The organism is Microbulbifer sp. ABF4_107 (assembly GCF_056312215.1).
The window spans coordinates 3,522,308-3,536,928 of record NZ_CM149983.1; the positions used below are offsets into that span (position 1 = coordinate 3,522,308).

The window sequence follows — 14,621 nt, forward strand, 5'->3', positions numbered from 1 at the left end:
TTTTCTATCGGTAGCCGCACCCGCGATTGACCTGACTACCGCTAGTGGTCCATGCCCCCAAACGCACTCACCCTGAGCAAGCGAGCCCATGAGCGATAAAAAAGCCCCAGCTTCCTCCAACCCCGACGGCCCCAAAAATGACGAACATAAAGACGTGCCGATGGTGACCGAAAAAGCGGAGCCCAAAAGTAACTTTGCCAAGGCCGCAGAAAGTCGTCCGGGCAGCGATAAAGCCAAGGGAAAAGCCAGCGCCAACACAGCGGCCGCCGGCGCAAAGAGCGCGCTCAGCAAGAAAAACACAGCCAAAAAGAGCCGCGGCTGGCTCTGGTTCTGGCTGTTACTGATCGCATTGGTCGCACTCGCGGTTGCCGCCTGGTACTTCATTCCCACGGTACGCACTGAAGTGAATACACGCCTGCAGGAGCTTCCCCTCGTCGGCCAGCATTTTTCCTCTGGCAGCCGGGCTGGAGCTCACCGCACTGGTGACATTGCGAGTTCCACCGCCGGTATATCGAGCGATAGCACCAGCAACCCGCAGGAAAGCAACGGCAGCACGCCCTCCACTGCCAGCAATAGCACAGCGGACTCGGATAATACGGCGGCCACACCGGACAGCACCGAAAGCGGCAGCGCATTCAATACCCAATCACCAACACCGGTACCGGAGCAGCCGATGCTGCAACCGGACGCGTCGCAGCCGAGCCAGCCATCCGCCACCTCTCCGGTTCCGCCGCAGCACCAGAACCTGGAGCAGATCAACAATCTGCGGCAACAGCTGGCCACTCAGAACCAAACCGTGGAACAGCTCAACCAGACCATTGCGCAGTTGCAGCAACAGATCGCCGGCCTGCAACGCAATGTAACCGCCCAGGGCAACCGCCTTAGCCAACTGGGCAACGCCAGCCGTGAAGACTGGCAACTGGCGGAGGCCGACTACCTGCTGCGCCTGGCCAACCAGCGCCTGATGCTCGAACAGGACAACCGCGCCGCCCTCGGTCTACTGCAAGAGGTCGACAAGATAATTCGCAACGTGGATATGCCAGATCTCTACGGTGTGCGCCAGCAGATCGCTCGTGATATCACCGCACTCAAACTGGCAGAAACTGTAGATCGCGAGGGACTCTACCTGCGCCTGCGTGCACTGGAAGAGCAGATGGTAAAGCTCAATATTCAACCCCAGTTTGACCTCGCCAAGCGGGATGCTGCCGCGGCCGAAAACCAGGCCGAAAACACCGATACTGGCGAAGCACATTTCCGCTCCAGCTGGCAAAACTTCGTCAATTTCATCAAGGGATCCGTGCGTATCCGCGATGGCGAAGTGGATCCCATCCTGCTGTCACCACAAAGCGAAACCCGCTTCCGCCAGAGCCTGCGCCTTAACATGGAACAGGCTGAGCTCGCCGTACTGCGCGCAGATGACACCGTGTATAAAGATGCCATCAACCACGCCCGCCAGCTGATGCTCGACTACGGAGTGGAAAATCAACAGCGCCAGGTCATCCTGCGAGAGCTGGACGCGCTCGGTCAGGCAAAAGTCAAAGCGGAACTGCCCGACCTCAGTGCCTCGCAAAGCGCACTGCGCAACTTTATCGATAAGATGCACAAAGTGTCGTCTGGGCAGACGAGCGGCGACGAGACCGGAGGTAGCAACTGGTGAAACGCTTCCTCTTTTTTACTCTGGTATTGCTGCTGGGCGGTGCCCTGTTGGCGGAAGCCATGCGGTCCTACCCTGGCTACCTGTTGTTGATGGTCGGCGGAGACAGTGGCAAACGCATTGAAATGAACCTCTGGGTTGCCGTTGGCGGCCTGGCCCTCGGCATTCTCACACTGTTCCTGCTCATTTGGCTTCTGCGCAGTCTTGCCCGCGCCATTGGCGGCAGCGTCAGCCGTATCCGATTTGGCCGCAGCCGCATGGCGCGCCGGCGCCTGACCAACGGGCTGGTGGAATATATGGAGGGCAACTGGGCCCGGGCCCGGCGTCTGCTTCTCAAAAGCGCCGCGCGTTCCGACGCACCCATCATCAATTACCTCGCCGCCGCACGCAGCGCTTTCGAGCTGGGCTACCGGGATGAAGCCAATGAGCTCCTGGCCAAGGCAGAAGCAACCGGTGATGACACGCAGCTGGCCGTCGCCATCAGTCAGGCGCGCATGCAATTACTGGATAAACACTACGAACAGTGTATCGCCAGCCTGCAACGCGCCATGCAGGAAGAGCCCAATCACCCCGCCCTGTTACAGCTGCTGCGCCAGGCTTACTACCATATCGGCGAGTGGCATGGACTGCGCGAGCTCCTCCCGCGTCTCGAGAAGCACGGCACAATGCCGGAATCCCAGTTACAGCAGCTGGAGCTCGAGGTATATCAAAATCTGTTGCGCGATGCGGCGAGCCGCAAAGACAAACAGAAACTGCGGGAAACCTGGCAAAGCCTGAACGGACGCTGGCAACGCAATATCGAACTGCGCAACCTGTACGGAGAAATGCTGCATCAAGTCGGCGATGACCTGGAAGCAGAGAAGCATCTGCGCTGGATATTAAATCGCGAGTGGCGCGCCGACACAGTGCGCCTGTATGGCCATCTCACCGGCGCGGATGCCGGTCAGCAACTTTCCGTTGCGGACGGCTGGCAAAAAGAATACGGGGAAAATGCTGACCTGCTGACTTGCCTCGGCAGGCTCTGCCTGCGCAACGAGATCTGGGGCAAAGCGCGGCAGCACTTTGAAAAGAGCCTGCTGCTCCGTTCAGACCCCGTCACCTCTGCAGAACTGGCACGCCTGCTCTTCGCACTCGGAGAAAAAGAACAGGCCGCACGGCTTTATGAACAGGGACTGTTACAAGCGGTTTCATCGCTACCGCAGCTGCCACTACCCGGGCAACAAAGCGGCACACTAACCACGCGGGCATCCTGATCAATCAGGGCCCGCAATTCCTGTGTAACCAAAAGCTTTCAAGCAAACGAATCTGCCCTCAGCCAGACTTGCCGCCCGGACCCGCAAGAAACCAGGCGATCAACCCGATTACCGGCAGAATCAGCACCACCAGTACCCAAACCAACTTCTTGAGCCCACTGGCTGAGCTCTGCAAAATTTTGATGATCGCGTAGATATCAGCAATCAGAATAATAAGCCCTAAAACACCTTCCATTTCAGACTCCTCCCAAAAGTAGTTCAGGGTGTGTCACCCAAATCACAATAGAAATCAGAGTATAGAATCGCGCCTGCGCGCTCACTCGCCTATCGAAAGTGAATGCGAATGCAAGAACGCCAGCGCAAATCACCGCTGAACCGCCTGCGCCCAATCACGACGGGCTCGCACCAGCTAGTACGCTCGTACAGAAACTATTATCGCGATATCCATTCTCACCGGTAGTTTCAGCTAGACATAAATTCCTACCGGGGTTAATTTTTCGGAACAAATTACCAGAAAGCACCATGCGGGAAGCCATCGCAAGCGGCACGCTGGTACCACCTGCAACATAGCAAACAATACTCACCCGCTACTCGATTCTAACCAGACTCAGCTCAAGGACGGCCCATGCCTAATTCACCAACGGAAATCAGTCAGTTTCTCTACGCCCTGATCGAGGGCAATCACAGCTCGCGAATCTTCAGCCCCAACTTCCAGAGTTACGGCGATTTTTGTGGCTACTTCGACCAGCACTTTGGTCAACAGCACGATATCCACAATACCTGGAATGCCAAAGGCAACATCGCAAATAACTGGTCCGCGGTAGATTTCCACGCACTCTATATTGCATGCTGGATCTACAAACCCATGGAAAAGGGCACTTACTTCATTCGTATGACCTCAAGCGAAGCCAACAAAGTTCGCGCGGGTTTTGAAAAGCTGCCCACACGCAAAAGTAGCCACCTCAGCAAGTCCGGCAGATCAGCACACGAAGGCTGGAACTTTCTGGTGGGATACCGCGAGCTTCTGGTGCAATGGCAGCAAACAAATGACCGTACGTATTTAATGCTGAAAGCCGAAGGGCACACCACGGGGCTATCTGGGATCATCCCCCACCTACAGAGTTGGAATCACAAACGCAAAACCGGGGAGGGCCTTCGAGCCAACGAAGATCTCCATCAGTTGACCGGCGGAAACTCTCCAATCATTGCGCGCGGTGCAGAAAACTTCAGCAACTCTTATAAGGCGTTCCTGAAACAACTCGGTGCACGTCGCCGCGATGGAGCAACAACAGCCAGCAGTCTGAAAGCCGTGCGAAGCGCAAAAGCCACCTGCACCGTGCGCGATATGCTCAATGTACTCTCCATGAGCAGAACCGGTGAATGGACAACGAAAACCAACCGCGAAGTACGGGAGAAATTGATCGCACTCGCACAGCGCCCAACAGAGACCACTTATGGCGCTTACGGCAATATCGATATTACGCCAGAGATCAAACAACAGTTCTCCCGCTTTGCTCAACTCTTCCTCGATGAAAACAGGCCCGACGCGATCTACAACCGCTACTTTGAAGAGGTACATGTAAACCCGAACCAGCTGAGTAACGCGATTAAGGAATTCATGACCTGGCATGTCCCCGACAGCCTGCGCGCACAAACCCAGCGTAGAGCACGAATGCTGAATTTCTGATTTTTAAAACAACAATGGGCGCCAGAGGCGCCCTGTGTTGATCGTCAATTACGGCTACCTACATCAGCCGCGCCGCTCTCGAATATCGGTGATCACCTGATTGACCACCTTCCACTCACCGTCTATTTTCCCCAGAACGAACGTAAAACCAATTTTACGATTTGACGAGCCGACGGAAGAGCCCCGGTTACTTTCCGTTCTACCGGTAATCACCACGGAATCTGCACCTATGTATCGACGCGACACCTCACTGCAGGAAGCCGCTTCGCCCTCAGCGATATCCATGGAAAATCCGACAAACAGCCTCTGTGCCAAAAACTCTTCCAACGCCTGAGAGCCGATAAAAGTGCGCCCAAACGCATTGGTCCACTCTGCATCCGCCGAATGCAGCTTCGCAAACGTAACAGCATCATGTTCAGACCAGGCGGACCACAAATCATCCATCAACTGATCAATCGCCGCCTTATCTTCTGCTGACGCCGGTGCGCCGAAGGTTCTGTGATCCATTACCGGATAATACTCAGCACTTACAGAAAATGAAGCCGACAGAAAAAATACGACCAATAACCTTTTCATTATTTACAAGTCCGATTAACCAAAAAATTATATTTATTCAATTCAGACACTCCGTCTTCTGAAATTTATCAACGAGATCCGTACGTAGTTGATGCCGGTTAACGCCCAGCGCAGGCGCAGCCAGCGCGGAGCACATTTTGTGTTAATGTTTGAGCGACAGCGAGTAACACAAAATGTGCGTAGCGTTGGCTGTCGCTCTGCCGCTGCTTGTTACATGCTTCTAGCACGGGACCACCGAGAATGCTGAACCGACAGCGTTGGCGATACCATTAATAATCTCAGTTGTGACCCTACCCTTGTTCAATACTACATCCATTAAAAGTGAAAAAATAACAGCTACATAAATTAAGTAGCCAAAACCCATATAGTCGTTGTACAAGATTGTATAGAACCAATCCTGGCCAAGAATGTAGATTAAAGAAGATGCTGTGGCTGCCAGCACAAGCAATATTCCGGGCAAGAATAAATGCTGCATCGAACTTGGCTTTGCGAATGATACAGCCAGCAAAAGTAAAAACATTAAAAAATTTGAACCAAGGAATATTCTAAGATCAAGTTTCAGGTTACCTATAATCTCAAGATACTTCCCTTTAACTACAGAAGCCAAAGTATTCTCGGCAACTTTGATACTTTTAATTCGATCTACATAGCTGGAAGCTATTGATTTTGCTATCACCCTCTTCTTTTCGCAATCATAACCACACATGGAAGCGATTACGCTTGCAATTTTTTCGGGAAGTTCATTCTCTAAACTAGATTGAAGCTGCTCCCTTTCCAGCCCCAGTCTTTTAGCAGCTTTCAGTGCCGACTTCGTCACTGATGATTCATTAAGTTTTTTCTGATTTTCACGAATTTCATTTTCAATTTGGTACCTAACAAAACCTTTAGCTGAACTTTCAATTTTCTCCGGCGACAAAAACGTTCCAGAAAATAGGAAACCGAATAGAAGTATCCCAACGATCCCAATTGTTCTCAATGTAGAGCTCATATGCTTCTTTGCATGTAACGCCCAGCGCAGGCCAGCCAACGCGGAGCGCCTTTTGTGTTAATGTTTGAGCGACAGCGAGTAACACAAAAGGCGCGTAGTGTTGGCTGTCGCTCTGCCGCTGCTTGTTAACTCTTTACCTTGCCGCATGCTCTAACTCTGTTGTGTCGGAGTAAGCGGATTTAAAATTACTTGCCAGCTCTGGTGATATACCAATCAGAATAGTGGCACTACTATCCCAGCAGCCAATTTCGAAAAGCGCCTCGTTTAGCTGCGGACCTGGATTCGAGCCATTCCAATAATCGGGGTTATCATAGATATAGGGGGCCTCTTTTACTTCAAACCTAGTTCCAACTGGAAAGGCAGAGAATACAGCCCAGATAAATTGGATTTCATTACTCTGAATCAAAGACTCAATTGCACTGCCGCTATGCCACCCTTCATCAATCTGATGCCCATTTGTTTCCAAATCACTGACATACCAGTCGTAGTCAGCACATCGAATCCTTAGTGCGGAAAATACCTCCAGCATATTAGTGAAGTATTTTACTTGGTCGGTTTTCTCAATAATCAGATTCATGTGCTTGTAGAGTTAACGCCCAGCGCAGGCGCAGCCAGCGCGGAGCACCTTTTCTGTTAATGTTTGAGCGCCAGCGAGTAACACAAAAGGTGCGTAGCGTTGGCTGTCGCTCTGCCGCTGATTGTTAGGGTGTTGGGGCCGCGAATGTCTCTGGCAGCGCCTCGACTACCTCAGCAACTTTTAGTGCCTTTTTTACAACCGCACACGACATTACATCTGTCCACGTTACACCATTAGCTCCAATTGTTCTTCGCTCAAAAAGATCCTTGGGCTTACAGATAAAAAGGAACACTCGTCCGTCGCCAACCTCTCTCAACATGAGCCAGTGATCTCGGCTATGCGGAATACAGCTTTCGGGGTTGAAGACTTGGTCAGGTTTTCCAGGACCACTAGATACCATTGCGCCTTTTGGATCCGTATATGCTGATACGTGACAAGTGCCGTACTCTGAAGTCTCGATTGTCTTAGAATCAATTTTCTTCGAGCCATCTATCCAATTCAGAAAAAATTGCATAGCAAGATCTCGATTTGCAGCCTTATTCCCGGAATTTCCAGGCGATAACAGCTTGAATTCTTTCTTCTTCATATCTTAAATCTCAACTTCTGTACAATCGACTTCCGGGTAACTCTGCACCCTAACGCCCAGCGCAGGCGCAGCCAACGCGGAGCGCCTTTTGTGCTAATGTTTGAGCGACAGCGAGTAACACAAAAGGCGCGTAGTGTTGGCTGTCGCTCTGCCGCTGCTTGTTACGTGAATCATAGGAAAGTCTGGATTCTCACCCCGGACTTTTGTGCCGCCAACTCCAAGGACTCTACCTTTTCCTTGCGAATTACTACAAGTGAGTACGAATCCGACCCTTCATCTATACCTCGGAGTGCAAATCCAGATTGCTCGATACACGCAGAAATTGATGGGCCGTGCCCCTTTTGCTGTAGATATGTCCCCAATCCATACTTGGCAGATTGAGAGAATTCAAGTAGAGATTGAAAGCACTCATTTTTTGAAAGTTCATTTTTAGTCAACGAATTCAATGACATCAAAGTTTCTTTGAGCTCTGAAGAAACATCTCGATAAACTATACTTTTTGCATTAACGAGCGCGTTTATTAGAACAATCACATCCTCAATATCACTAGCAGACTCTATACCTCTCTCATATAATTCACCTTCAAACTTTGAGAAATACTTATCTTTTGAATCAAAGTATAACGATATTTCAGACTCGACTTTAGGATCGCCATTCGAAATTCCCCTGGCCATATGCAAGTAGGAACTCTTCAAGTCTTCCTCCAGGTTGTGACTGCCCTTTTTTCCATTCTTGGCAAATGCGTAGACTGAAATTGCCGAAATTATAATTATTAATATTAACTTCATTTAAAACTCCATACTCACCAGTGTTACCCACAGAAAGTAGACACCCTGTATAGTTAGGTTTCGGCCTAACACGGAGGTGTATCATGGGTAAGAAGAAGGTTGCAGCATATACGGAAGAGTTCCGCCGGGAGGCGGTTCGTCGTAGTGATCAAGAGGGCGTAACGGCCGCTGAGGTCGCGCGTGAGCTAGGAATTCACCCGGGGCAAATCTATAACTGGCGGCGCCAGCTCCATCGCCTCTCTGATAAACAATTCAACTCACTGGACGGAGTAGATTATTCCAAAAAAGAGAGTGAGTCAGTACGGAAGCTGAGACGCGAGAATGAAACGCTCCGGAAGGAGGTCGAGTTTTTAAAAAAGGCGACGGCGTACTTCGCGAAAAACCAAGAGTGAAGTACGCACTGATCGAGCAGTGCCGGGAAGATTTCCCGCTGACGATGATGTGCCGTCTGATGAAAGTATCCACGGCTGGATACTATAAATGGGAAAAGCGTCCGAAATGCGCTTCAGCTTGCCGTCGAGAGCGACTGGAAGCCCAAGTTATTGAAACCTATGCAGCGTTTAAAGCCCGCTATGGGGCTCCTAGGATCGCTGATGAGCTCAATGCAGCGGGTATCCAGTGTAGCGTCAATTTTGTGGCGAAAATCATGCGTTCGAGAGGGATACGGGCCCGTAATGGGAAGGGCTTCAAGTACAGCCCGCCTGCAGAGGCTATGAGCAACGTGGCTGAGAATCTGCTGAGTCGCCAGTTTGTCGCCGAGAAGCCGAACGAGAAGTGGACCACCGACATCACGTATATCTGGGTGCGTGATCGTTGGCTATACCTGGCCACGGTGATGGATCTCTATTCGAGGGCGATTGTAGGGTGGGCCCTGGATACGAGCATGACTGAACAACTGGTAACTGACGCGCTGAAGATGGCTTTTCAGCGTCGAGAGATTCGGCCAGGTCTGGTTATCCACTCAGATCGAGGTGTGCAATATCGCGCACGAGATTATCGTTATTTTATCGAAAAGAATGATTGCAGACCCAGTATGAGCAGAAAGGGAAACTGCTGGGATAATGCGGCGATGGAATCGTTTTTTAGTCGACTGAAAGTCGAGCTAATATACGCAGAGCAGTACGAGAGTATCGAGGACGCAAAAAGCGGAATCTTCGAGTACATCGAAGTGTTCTATAACCGAGTACGTAGGCACTCCGCTATTGGTCATGTCAGTCCGGCGGATTTTGAGCGCAAACGCGCATAGTTAGGGTGTCTACTTATCGTGGGTAAGACCATCACGTAACGCCGCGAGCAGCGGCAGCTTACTTTGTGCGCTTTATTGCGCGAAAATGGGAGCGAAGCGACCGCGCAATAAAGTGGGCAAAGTAAGCTGTCCGGTGGAGGCCCGAAGGGCCGGAACGAACTGCCTCGCCTTGTTAACCATTTTCGCAATCTGACGGCTGGTGAGAAAGACTAATTATCTGCTTCCCTTCCTTGCCTAGATACCGGAAATTTACAGTAACACCATGCTCCAAGAACTGCTTCATATCTGAAGATGTGCAGTAATTATTCCGCACCTTTTGAGCAAGGCTCTCCTCTAGGGCGGTCGCATTAATTTCATCAAATGTATAATTTGTAAGCGTATAGATATATGTAAATGTATTATTAAAGCCAATGGTGCTATCTAAACGCGTTTCAGAATCTAAAGTCATGGGCAACAGCTTGTTTGCTTCTTCCGCGACTTTTTTCAGGCGATCATTCGGATCCAATTTCTCGGAAAACAGCTCTTGGACTGCGAGCCCTCCCAAGACTGAACCTAATGAAGCAGCCACGGCGATAAGAATAATATTTTTCTTACTTATTTTATTTTCCACTTCTTTTATTTCTCGTATTTCTATGGTTAACGCCCGCAACAGGGGCGACCAATGCTATGCACGTTTTGTGCGAAACTGGGAGCGCAGCGACCCGCACAAAATGTGCATAGTGTTGGGCGTCCCGCGGAGGACCGAAGGGCCGTAGCATCCTGCTTGCGTTTGTTATGTGTGTTTAGGCGCAAGTAATGTCACCCGGGCTGCTAACAATGCACGGCTCTGCCGAAATTATTCGATAACCGATATTGGTAGTTAAAACCTCGAATTTATACTTTACTGTGCTTTGTGGCGGCATATCATTGCCAGCACATACGCGAAAATCACCTGGAAATTCTGAAGACACTCTACTTAAATAGTCGGGCCCTTCATATCTATACGCACAGTCTAGCCGTGCTTTTTTCTTTCCAACTCTATGGACGAGCTTAAGGTCAGCGAACTTCACTTCTTTTACGCCAACAAAATCAGAATAAATTGCACCAATCAGAGTGATTTGGGATTGATAAAAATAGAAACCACAAAACGCGGCCAACATAAATGACAAAAACATGATACCAAAAGGTCCCTGTTTTTTGGCCCCCTTTTTTCTTGAACTTCGGTAATGTTTCGGTGCATAAACAGCTAACGCATAAAATACAATTGAAAATGTGACTACGCCATAGACAATCGCTAGCAGAAAGAAAACTTTATCTGCGAATTCAGACGTAAGCGAGAACTCAAAGGAACTACCGATCATTGACATTACCAGCGGAAAAAGAAGCAAAGGCAGAAATATTTTCCAAAGATGTCGATCTAAAAATTTACTCATATTTTTCCCTGATTGAACACATAACGCCCAGCGCAGGCGCAGCCAGCGCGGAGCAGCTTTTGTGTTAATGTTTGAGCGCCAGCGAGTAACACAAAAGGTGCGTAGTGTTGGCTGTCGCTCTGCCGCTGATTGTTAACCTATTCTTGCTCGTCACTACGATCAATGAGATTTTCTGGGGAACCAAGGGTGCTATCTTTCTCAAGCTCTTCCTTGACATCTTCAGGAAGAGGCTTGAATAGCTCTCTTGCTCTCTCTTCGGCTTTTCTCTTAGCCTTCTCGTATCTTTCTTTATCGTTCATAAATCTCTCACCAGGTAATGTGGATTACCCTTCTTTGGCCCCACTAACTTGAAACCGCCGTGCGACATGTAGTATTTGATGAGTTTTTCATTCATTGGCTCCATGATCCGGATCTTTTTAGCGCCAATCAGATCACCATAAATTTCATAAGCCAGCAAAGATATATTGAACATCTCACCAGCATGCGGACAATTTTTCGGGGCTCGCTCTATGAAATCCAATCGCATTTCAGTGCCTCTAAATGTAGGGCGCCCGAGAGACATAGAGCAAAGGGTATTCCCTAGCCACACCGACATATCAAATGACTTTGGATAGAAAACTTTGTAGCTTCGAGAGAACGCCCAGTCCCAAGATACTTTCCTCTCGTCCACATCTTTCCAGGCTTGAAAAGCGTTCAACGCCTTATGATCAATACCCTCGATATTAAGAACTCCCTTCAAATTTGAGGGCAAGCTCTCTTTTGCGATGTCTCTTGCCTGCGCTCGAAACACGTCATACCGCTCTAACGTTTCCTTGTGTGACGGTTGCATTTTTTCTCCTTAAATATGCTGGATTGATTCATAGGTTAACGCCGCCAGCAGGGGCAGCTTACTTTGGGCGCTTTATTGCGCAAAAATGGGAGCGCAGCGACCGCGCAATAAAGTGGCCAAAGTAAGCTGTCCCGCGGAGGGCCGCAGGCCCGGAGCGAACTGCCTGCGATTGTTAGTGTTTACGGAGCTCGGGGCACATTTTACGAAGTTGGATACTTGCTAATTGCACCATGGTGTTGTTGAATTTTTGAGCATAGCTTTTGGCCTGCGCTCTGAGAGCTTCATGGTTAACGCAGTACTCAGAATCAGCTCCAACCCAAAGCATCTCCCATTTAGTATTTTTAAAAATACATGAAGTAAATGGAATATCGAAGCCTGGGCGAGAAGGGCCAATTCCATCCGCTACTGCGATGAAGTAAACATTATTCTCTTTAAACGCCTTCTCAGCCAGACTGGCTGCAACTTCTGGTTTGTAACTGTCCTTTTTCAATTCAAAAGAGCAATCCGCAAGAGCCTTTCCAGAAGCTAAAGATAGTAGTGCCAATATCAGTATTTTTTTCATGCTTACACTAACGCCCAGCGCAGGCGCAGCTAGCGCGGAGCGCCTTTTGTGTTAATGTTTGAGCGACAGCGAGTAACACAAAAGGTGCGTAGCGTTGGCTGTCGCTCTGCCGCTGTTTGTTAGGTTTTTACTCACCGGAGTTACGCCACAACGGTAACCTTGCACCGAGTGAAAAACCACCACCTATAATAATGCAGGCGAAAATCATATATGAAAAATTACTTCTAAAACAGGCAAATGGGTTAGCATGGCACCAATTATTGTAAGGGAAATAATATACTTTCAGACCCCAGAGTATTGAAATTAGCAGACAAACGAGAGCGACTCCAAAAAACGAAGCGAGACGAAATTGGTTTAAGATTAAAATTGAAGGAACACCTATGATGCCCACGCCCAGGAGTATGAATGGAGTAAGCAAAACATATAAGTAGATAAAGTAACCTGGAATATGAATCAGCATCTCTTGAAATGTAAATATTCCCTGATCGATTTTTCCGAAGCCGATTTGGACAGCATTGATCAATGCATAGATAGCTGCCGCTAGGAGGGAGCCAAAAATACCAAGGATAACTCTGCGCCCACTAAATTTACTGAAGGACGTAGAAAATTCACGATCTTTTCTAGAAAAATAGTATGCAACGCAAAGGAATCCAGATATTACAAGTACCGGAATCCAAAAAAGTAAAACAAATCCATCTGTTGCCATTACGGAAACCTAACGCCCAGCGCAGGCGCAGCCAACGCGGAGCGCCATTTGTGTTAATGTTTGAGCGACAGCGAGTAACACAAATGGCGCGTAGTGTTGGCTGTCGCTCTGCCGCTGATTGTTATGCATTTTCGAAGAGCCGGAGTACTTTTTCTCCCACCCAAACCATAAAAGCAATAATTAGAGAACTCATAGCTCCCCCGAATACTGCCGTGACTAGTGCTTTCATACCGTGTACTTGCTCACCATTCGAGGTGACAGTACCTAGACCAAGTATTCCTAAAAGGCCCATGAGAATCCAAAATACGCCGATACTACAGAGACAGGCCAGGAAGCAGCGTTTAAACGTGAATTGATTTACGCTCTCGCCATCGGATTTGCTTATGGAGCTTGAACCATACAATTCAAAGATCTTGCTGTTTAGCTCCTTGACTTGGGCTCTCTTTCGCGAGATTTCTGCTTGTAGTTCAGCATACTTTTCAGGATTTTTATCCTGATCTACCCCCATGACTGCTTCTTGCAATTCCTGAATTGTGTAATCTTCAACTTTTCTCATTATTAACTACTTTCTGTGGGTAACACTGATGCATAACGCCCGCAACAGGGGCGACCAACGCTATGCACGTTTTCTGCGAAAATGGGAGCGCAGCGACCCGCACAAAATGTGCATAGCGTTGGGCGTCCCGCGAAGGGCCGAAGGGCCGTAGCATACTGCTTGCGTTTGTTAAGTTTTTGAGGGCTGGCATTGCTGAAGCAGGTCTTTTAACTCTCTATAGCTCTGGCCTATATCACCATAGATGCCTTGCTCAACTAGAGAAATTTCATCATCAATAAAATCAAACTTACAACGAAGATCTTCTGGAATTTGGGTTGCCCACGCTACATCTAAAGCTTTTTTAGCAACAGATTTCAGAGGCGCACCTCTTTCAAGACGTTCCAATAGTATTGATAGAAGCATGAATCCTGATTTCTGGGGATCGCGCTTACCTTCGACTTCTTTTAGCGACTCCATGACACCATTACGGCCTCTAGGTTTACTCAACGCGACCTCGATAATTTCCGCTGCAGGTTGACTTTCTTTCTCTATGATTTTGTAAGCCCATGAAATAGCCAACTCGAAATCGAGAATACCGAGCTCAATTCCGTATAAATAGTAGTCAGCTTCAATTCCGTAGTTGTTCATGGTGTAAAACTTAACGCTCAGCGCAGGCGCAGCCAGCGCGGAGCGCATTTTGTGTTAATGTTTGAGCGACAGCGAGTAACACAAAAGGTGCGTAGCGTTGGCTGTCGCTCTGCCGCTGCTTGTTATGTGATTGCTTGCCGGAGCGAAAACGCATAATCCAAGCTGCTTAACTGATAGTTTTTGCGTATCTTAGTGAGCCAGAACCACCGCCACGATGAGTATACTGGCTCGAAATTTTCTACGTAAGCAGTACACCATAGATAGAAATTATCCGCTTCAAATTCTACGTCGGCATCAGATCCGAATGAATCCATTAGCAACGTACAGTAGCTGATACCCTCTTTTTCACACACAAGCATTAGAGTGGCGCCACACTCTAGATCCCCTTCACAATTTTTATATGCTCTTTCAATGTGAAATTCATATGGAAATCCAGATGGTATAAAAACATATAAATTTTTCTTCGAAAGCCAAATTTGTGACGCCTGGAGCCAAACGATATTTTGCGAGTGACCTCGCCGCCCAATTTCTTTCTTAAACTCTTCTAATGCCTTAAAAATATCCATTTACTGCG

The 14,621-nt window shown here is 48.8% G+C and carries 20 protein-coding genes; 5 read left to right on the top strand and 15 right to left on the bottom strand.

The window, feature by feature from the left end; genetic code table 11:
* Positions 1-88 precede the first annotated feature (88 nt).
* Complete coding sequence (locus tag ACYX4K_RS14315; protein ID WP_475091459.1) at positions 89-1,657, top strand: uroporphyrinogen-III C-methyltransferase; 1,569 nt, start codon at positions 89-91, stop codon at positions 1,655-1,657.
* Positions 1,654-2,907 carry a heme biosynthesis HemY N-terminal domain-containing protein gene (locus tag ACYX4K_RS14320; protein ID WP_475091458.1) on the top strand — a complete coding sequence of 418 codons (1,254 nt, stop codon included), beginning with the start codon at positions 1,654-1,656 and terminating at the stop codon, positions 2,905-2,907. Before ACYX4K_RS14315 ends, ACYX4K_RS14320 begins: the two co-directional genes overlap by 4 nt.
* A 58-nt stretch (positions 2,908-2,965) precedes the next feature.
* Here ACYX4K_RS14320 and ACYX4K_RS14325 read toward each other — a convergent pair whose 3' ends face one another.
* A complete protein-coding gene (locus tag ACYX4K_RS14325) occupies positions 2,966-3,142 on the bottom strand; it encodes a PLDc N-terminal domain-containing protein (RefSeq protein WP_475091457.1) in 177 nt (58 codons plus the stop codon).
* A 390-nt stretch (positions 3,143-3,532) separates the two neighbouring features.
* Between ACYX4K_RS14325 and ACYX4K_RS14330 the strand changes: the two genes are divergently transcribed.
* A complete protein-coding gene (locus ACYX4K_RS14330; protein ID WP_475091456.1) occupies positions 3,533-4,594 on the top strand; it encodes a hypothetical protein in 1,062 nt (353 codons plus the stop codon).
* 63 nt (positions 4,595-4,657) lie between these two features.
* Here the strand turns inward: ACYX4K_RS14330 and ACYX4K_RS14335 are convergent, their stop codons facing one another.
* From ACYX4K_RS14335 to ACYX4K_RS14355, 5 genes are all read right to left on the bottom strand, one after another.
* Positions 4,658-5,170: a YybH family protein gene (locus tag ACYX4K_RS14335; RefSeq protein ID WP_475091455.1), complete on the bottom strand. Its 513-nt coding sequence runs from the start codon at positions 5,168-5,170 to the stop codon at positions 4,658-4,660.
* A 220-nt stretch (positions 5,171-5,390) separates the two neighbouring features.
* Positions 5,391-6,197, bottom strand: coding sequence for a hypothetical protein (locus tag ACYX4K_RS14340; protein ID WP_475091454.1), 807 nt, complete (start codon positions 6,195-6,197; stop codon positions 5,391-5,393).
* Between the two features lie 94 nt (positions 6,198-6,291).
* Entirely contained in the window at positions 6,292-6,735 is a 444-nt protein-coding gene (locus ACYX4K_RS14345) for a hypothetical protein (RefSeq protein ID WP_475091453.1), read from the bottom strand.
* 124 nt (positions 6,736-6,859) lie between these two features.
* On the bottom strand, positions 6,860-7,321 hold the full coding sequence (locus ACYX4K_RS14350; protein ID WP_475091452.1) for a hypothetical protein: 462 nt from the start codon (positions 7,319-7,321) through the stop codon (positions 6,860-6,862).
* Between the two features lie 170 nt (positions 7,322-7,491).
* Entirely contained in the window at positions 7,492-8,109 is a 618-nt protein-coding gene (locus ACYX4K_RS14355; RefSeq protein WP_475091451.1) for a DUF6630 family protein, read from the bottom strand.
* Between the two features lie 83 nt (positions 8,110-8,192).
* On the opposite strand from ACYX4K_RS14355, the gene ACYX4K_RS14360 reads away from it, so the two are divergent.
* Positions 8,193-8,501: a transposase gene (locus ACYX4K_RS14360; RefSeq protein ID WP_475091450.1), complete on the top strand. Its 309-nt coding sequence runs from the start codon at positions 8,193-8,195 to the stop codon at positions 8,499-8,501.
* A complete protein-coding gene (locus ACYX4K_RS14365) occupies positions 8,498-9,355 on the top strand; it encodes an IS3 family transposase (RefSeq protein WP_475091449.1) in 858 nt (285 codons plus the stop codon). Before ACYX4K_RS14360 ends, ACYX4K_RS14365 begins: the two co-directional genes overlap by 4 nt.
* A 172-nt stretch (positions 9,356-9,527) precedes the next feature.
* Here the strand turns inward: ACYX4K_RS14365 and ACYX4K_RS14370 are convergent, their stop codons facing one another.
* From ACYX4K_RS14370 to ACYX4K_RS14410, 9 genes are all read right to left on the bottom strand, one after another.
* Positions 9,528-9,965, bottom strand: coding sequence for a hypothetical protein (locus ACYX4K_RS14370; RefSeq protein ID WP_475091448.1), 438 nt, complete (start codon positions 9,963-9,965; stop codon positions 9,528-9,530).
* Positions 9,966-10,137: 172 nt separating this feature from the next.
* On the bottom strand, positions 10,138-10,767 hold the full coding sequence (locus ACYX4K_RS14375) for a hypothetical protein (protein WP_475091447.1): 630 nt from the start codon (positions 10,765-10,767) through the stop codon (positions 10,138-10,140).
* Positions 10,768-10,904: 137 nt separating this feature from the next.
* Positions 10,905-11,066 (bottom strand): hypothetical protein, encoded by a 162-nt coding sequence (locus ACYX4K_RS14380; RefSeq protein WP_475091446.1) that lies wholly within the window; start codon positions 11,064-11,066, stop codon positions 10,905-10,907.
* The gene (locus ACYX4K_RS14385) at positions 11,063-11,596 is read right to left on the bottom strand and encodes a hypothetical protein (protein ID WP_475091445.1); all 534 of its coding nucleotides are present in this window, start codon (positions 11,594-11,596) and stop codon (positions 11,063-11,065) included. Before ACYX4K_RS14385 ends, ACYX4K_RS14380 begins: the two co-directional genes overlap by 4 nt.
* A gap of 172 nt (positions 11,597-11,768) precedes the next feature.
* Positions 11,769-12,158 carry a hypothetical protein gene (locus ACYX4K_RS14390; RefSeq protein ID WP_475091444.1) on the bottom strand — a complete coding sequence of 130 codons (390 nt, stop codon included), beginning with the start codon at positions 12,156-12,158 and terminating at the stop codon, positions 11,769-11,771.
* Positions 12,159-12,285: 127 nt separating this feature from the next.
* Entirely contained in the window at positions 12,286-12,864 is a 579-nt protein-coding gene (locus ACYX4K_RS14395; RefSeq protein ID WP_475091443.1) for a hypothetical protein, read from the bottom strand.
* Positions 12,865-12,985: 121 nt separating this feature from the next.
* Complete coding sequence (locus ACYX4K_RS14400; RefSeq protein ID WP_475091442.1) at positions 12,986-13,420, bottom strand: hypothetical protein; 435 nt, start codon at positions 13,418-13,420, stop codon at positions 12,986-12,988.
* Between the two features lie 168 nt (positions 13,421-13,588).
* Positions 13,589-14,095 carry a hypothetical protein gene (locus ACYX4K_RS14405; protein ID WP_476178717.1) on the bottom strand — a complete coding sequence of 169 codons (507 nt, stop codon included), beginning with the start codon at positions 14,093-14,095 and terminating at the stop codon, positions 13,589-13,591.
* A 74-nt stretch (positions 14,096-14,169) separates the two neighbouring features.
* Positions 14,170-14,613, bottom strand: a complete 444-nt coding sequence (locus ACYX4K_RS14410; protein WP_475091440.1) for a hypothetical protein — start codon at positions 14,611-14,613, stop codon at positions 14,170-14,172.
* Between the last annotated feature and the right edge of the window lie 8 nt (positions 14,614-14,621).

Excerpts from the sequence above, each read along its gene's own strand:
- ACYX4K_RS14315 (WP_475091459.1), top strand. The coding sequence starts at position 89 with ATGAGCGATAAAAAAGCCCCAGCTTCCTCCAACCCCGACGGCCCCAAA.
- ACYX4K_RS14325 (WP_475091457.1), bottom strand. The coding sequence starts at position 3,142 with ATGGAAGGTGTTTTAGGGCTTATTATTCTGATTGCTGATATCTACGCG.
- ACYX4K_RS14330 (WP_475091456.1), top strand. The coding sequence starts at position 3,533 with ATGCCTAATTCACCAACGGAAATCAGTCAGTTTCTCTACGCCCTGATC.
- ACYX4K_RS14335 (WP_475091455.1), bottom strand. The coding sequence starts at position 5,170 with ATGAAAAGGTTATTGGTCGTATTTTTTCTGTCGGCTTCATTTTCTGTA.
- ACYX4K_RS14345 (WP_475091453.1), bottom strand. The coding sequence starts at position 6,735 with ATGAATCTGATTATTGAGAAAACCGACCAAGTAAAATACTTCACTAAT.
- ACYX4K_RS14350 (WP_475091452.1), bottom strand. The coding sequence starts at position 7,321 with ATGAAGAAGAAAGAATTCAAGCTGTTATCGCCTGGAAATTCCGGGAAT.
- ACYX4K_RS14355 (WP_475091451.1), bottom strand. The coding sequence starts at position 8,109 with ATGAAGTTAATATTAATAATTATAATTTCGGCAATTTCAGTCTACGCA.
- ACYX4K_RS14360 (WP_475091450.1), top strand. The coding sequence starts at position 8,193 with ATGGGTAAGAAGAAGGTTGCAGCATATACGGAAGAGTTCCGCCGGGAG.
- ACYX4K_RS14375 (WP_475091447.1), bottom strand. The coding sequence starts at position 10,767 with ATGAGTAAATTTTTAGATCGACATCTTTGGAAAATATTTCTGCCTTTG.
- ACYX4K_RS14380 (WP_475091446.1), bottom strand. The coding sequence starts at position 11,066 with ATGAACGATAAAGAAAGATACGAGAAGGCTAAGAGAAAAGCCGAAGAG.
- ACYX4K_RS14385 (WP_475091445.1), bottom strand. The coding sequence starts at position 11,596 with ATGCAACCGTCACACAAGGAAACGTTAGAGCGGTATGACGTGTTTCGA.
- ACYX4K_RS14390 (WP_475091444.1), bottom strand. The coding sequence starts at position 12,158 with ATGAAAAAAATACTGATATTGGCACTACTATCTTTAGCTTCTGGAAAG.
- ACYX4K_RS14395 (WP_475091443.1), bottom strand. The coding sequence starts at position 12,864 with ATGGCAACAGATGGATTTGTTTTACTTTTTTGGATTCCGGTACTTGTA.
- ACYX4K_RS14400 (WP_475091442.1), bottom strand. The coding sequence starts at position 13,420 with ATGAGAAAAGTTGAAGATTACACAATTCAGGAATTGCAAGAAGCAGTC.
- ACYX4K_RS14405 (WP_476178717.1), bottom strand. The coding sequence starts at position 14,095 with ATGCGCTCCGCGCTGGCTGCGCCTGCGCTGAGCGTTAAGTTTTACACC.
- ACYX4K_RS14410 (WP_475091440.1), bottom strand. The coding sequence starts at position 14,613 with ATGGATATTTTTAAGGCATTAGAAGAGTTTAAGAAAGAAATTGGGCGG.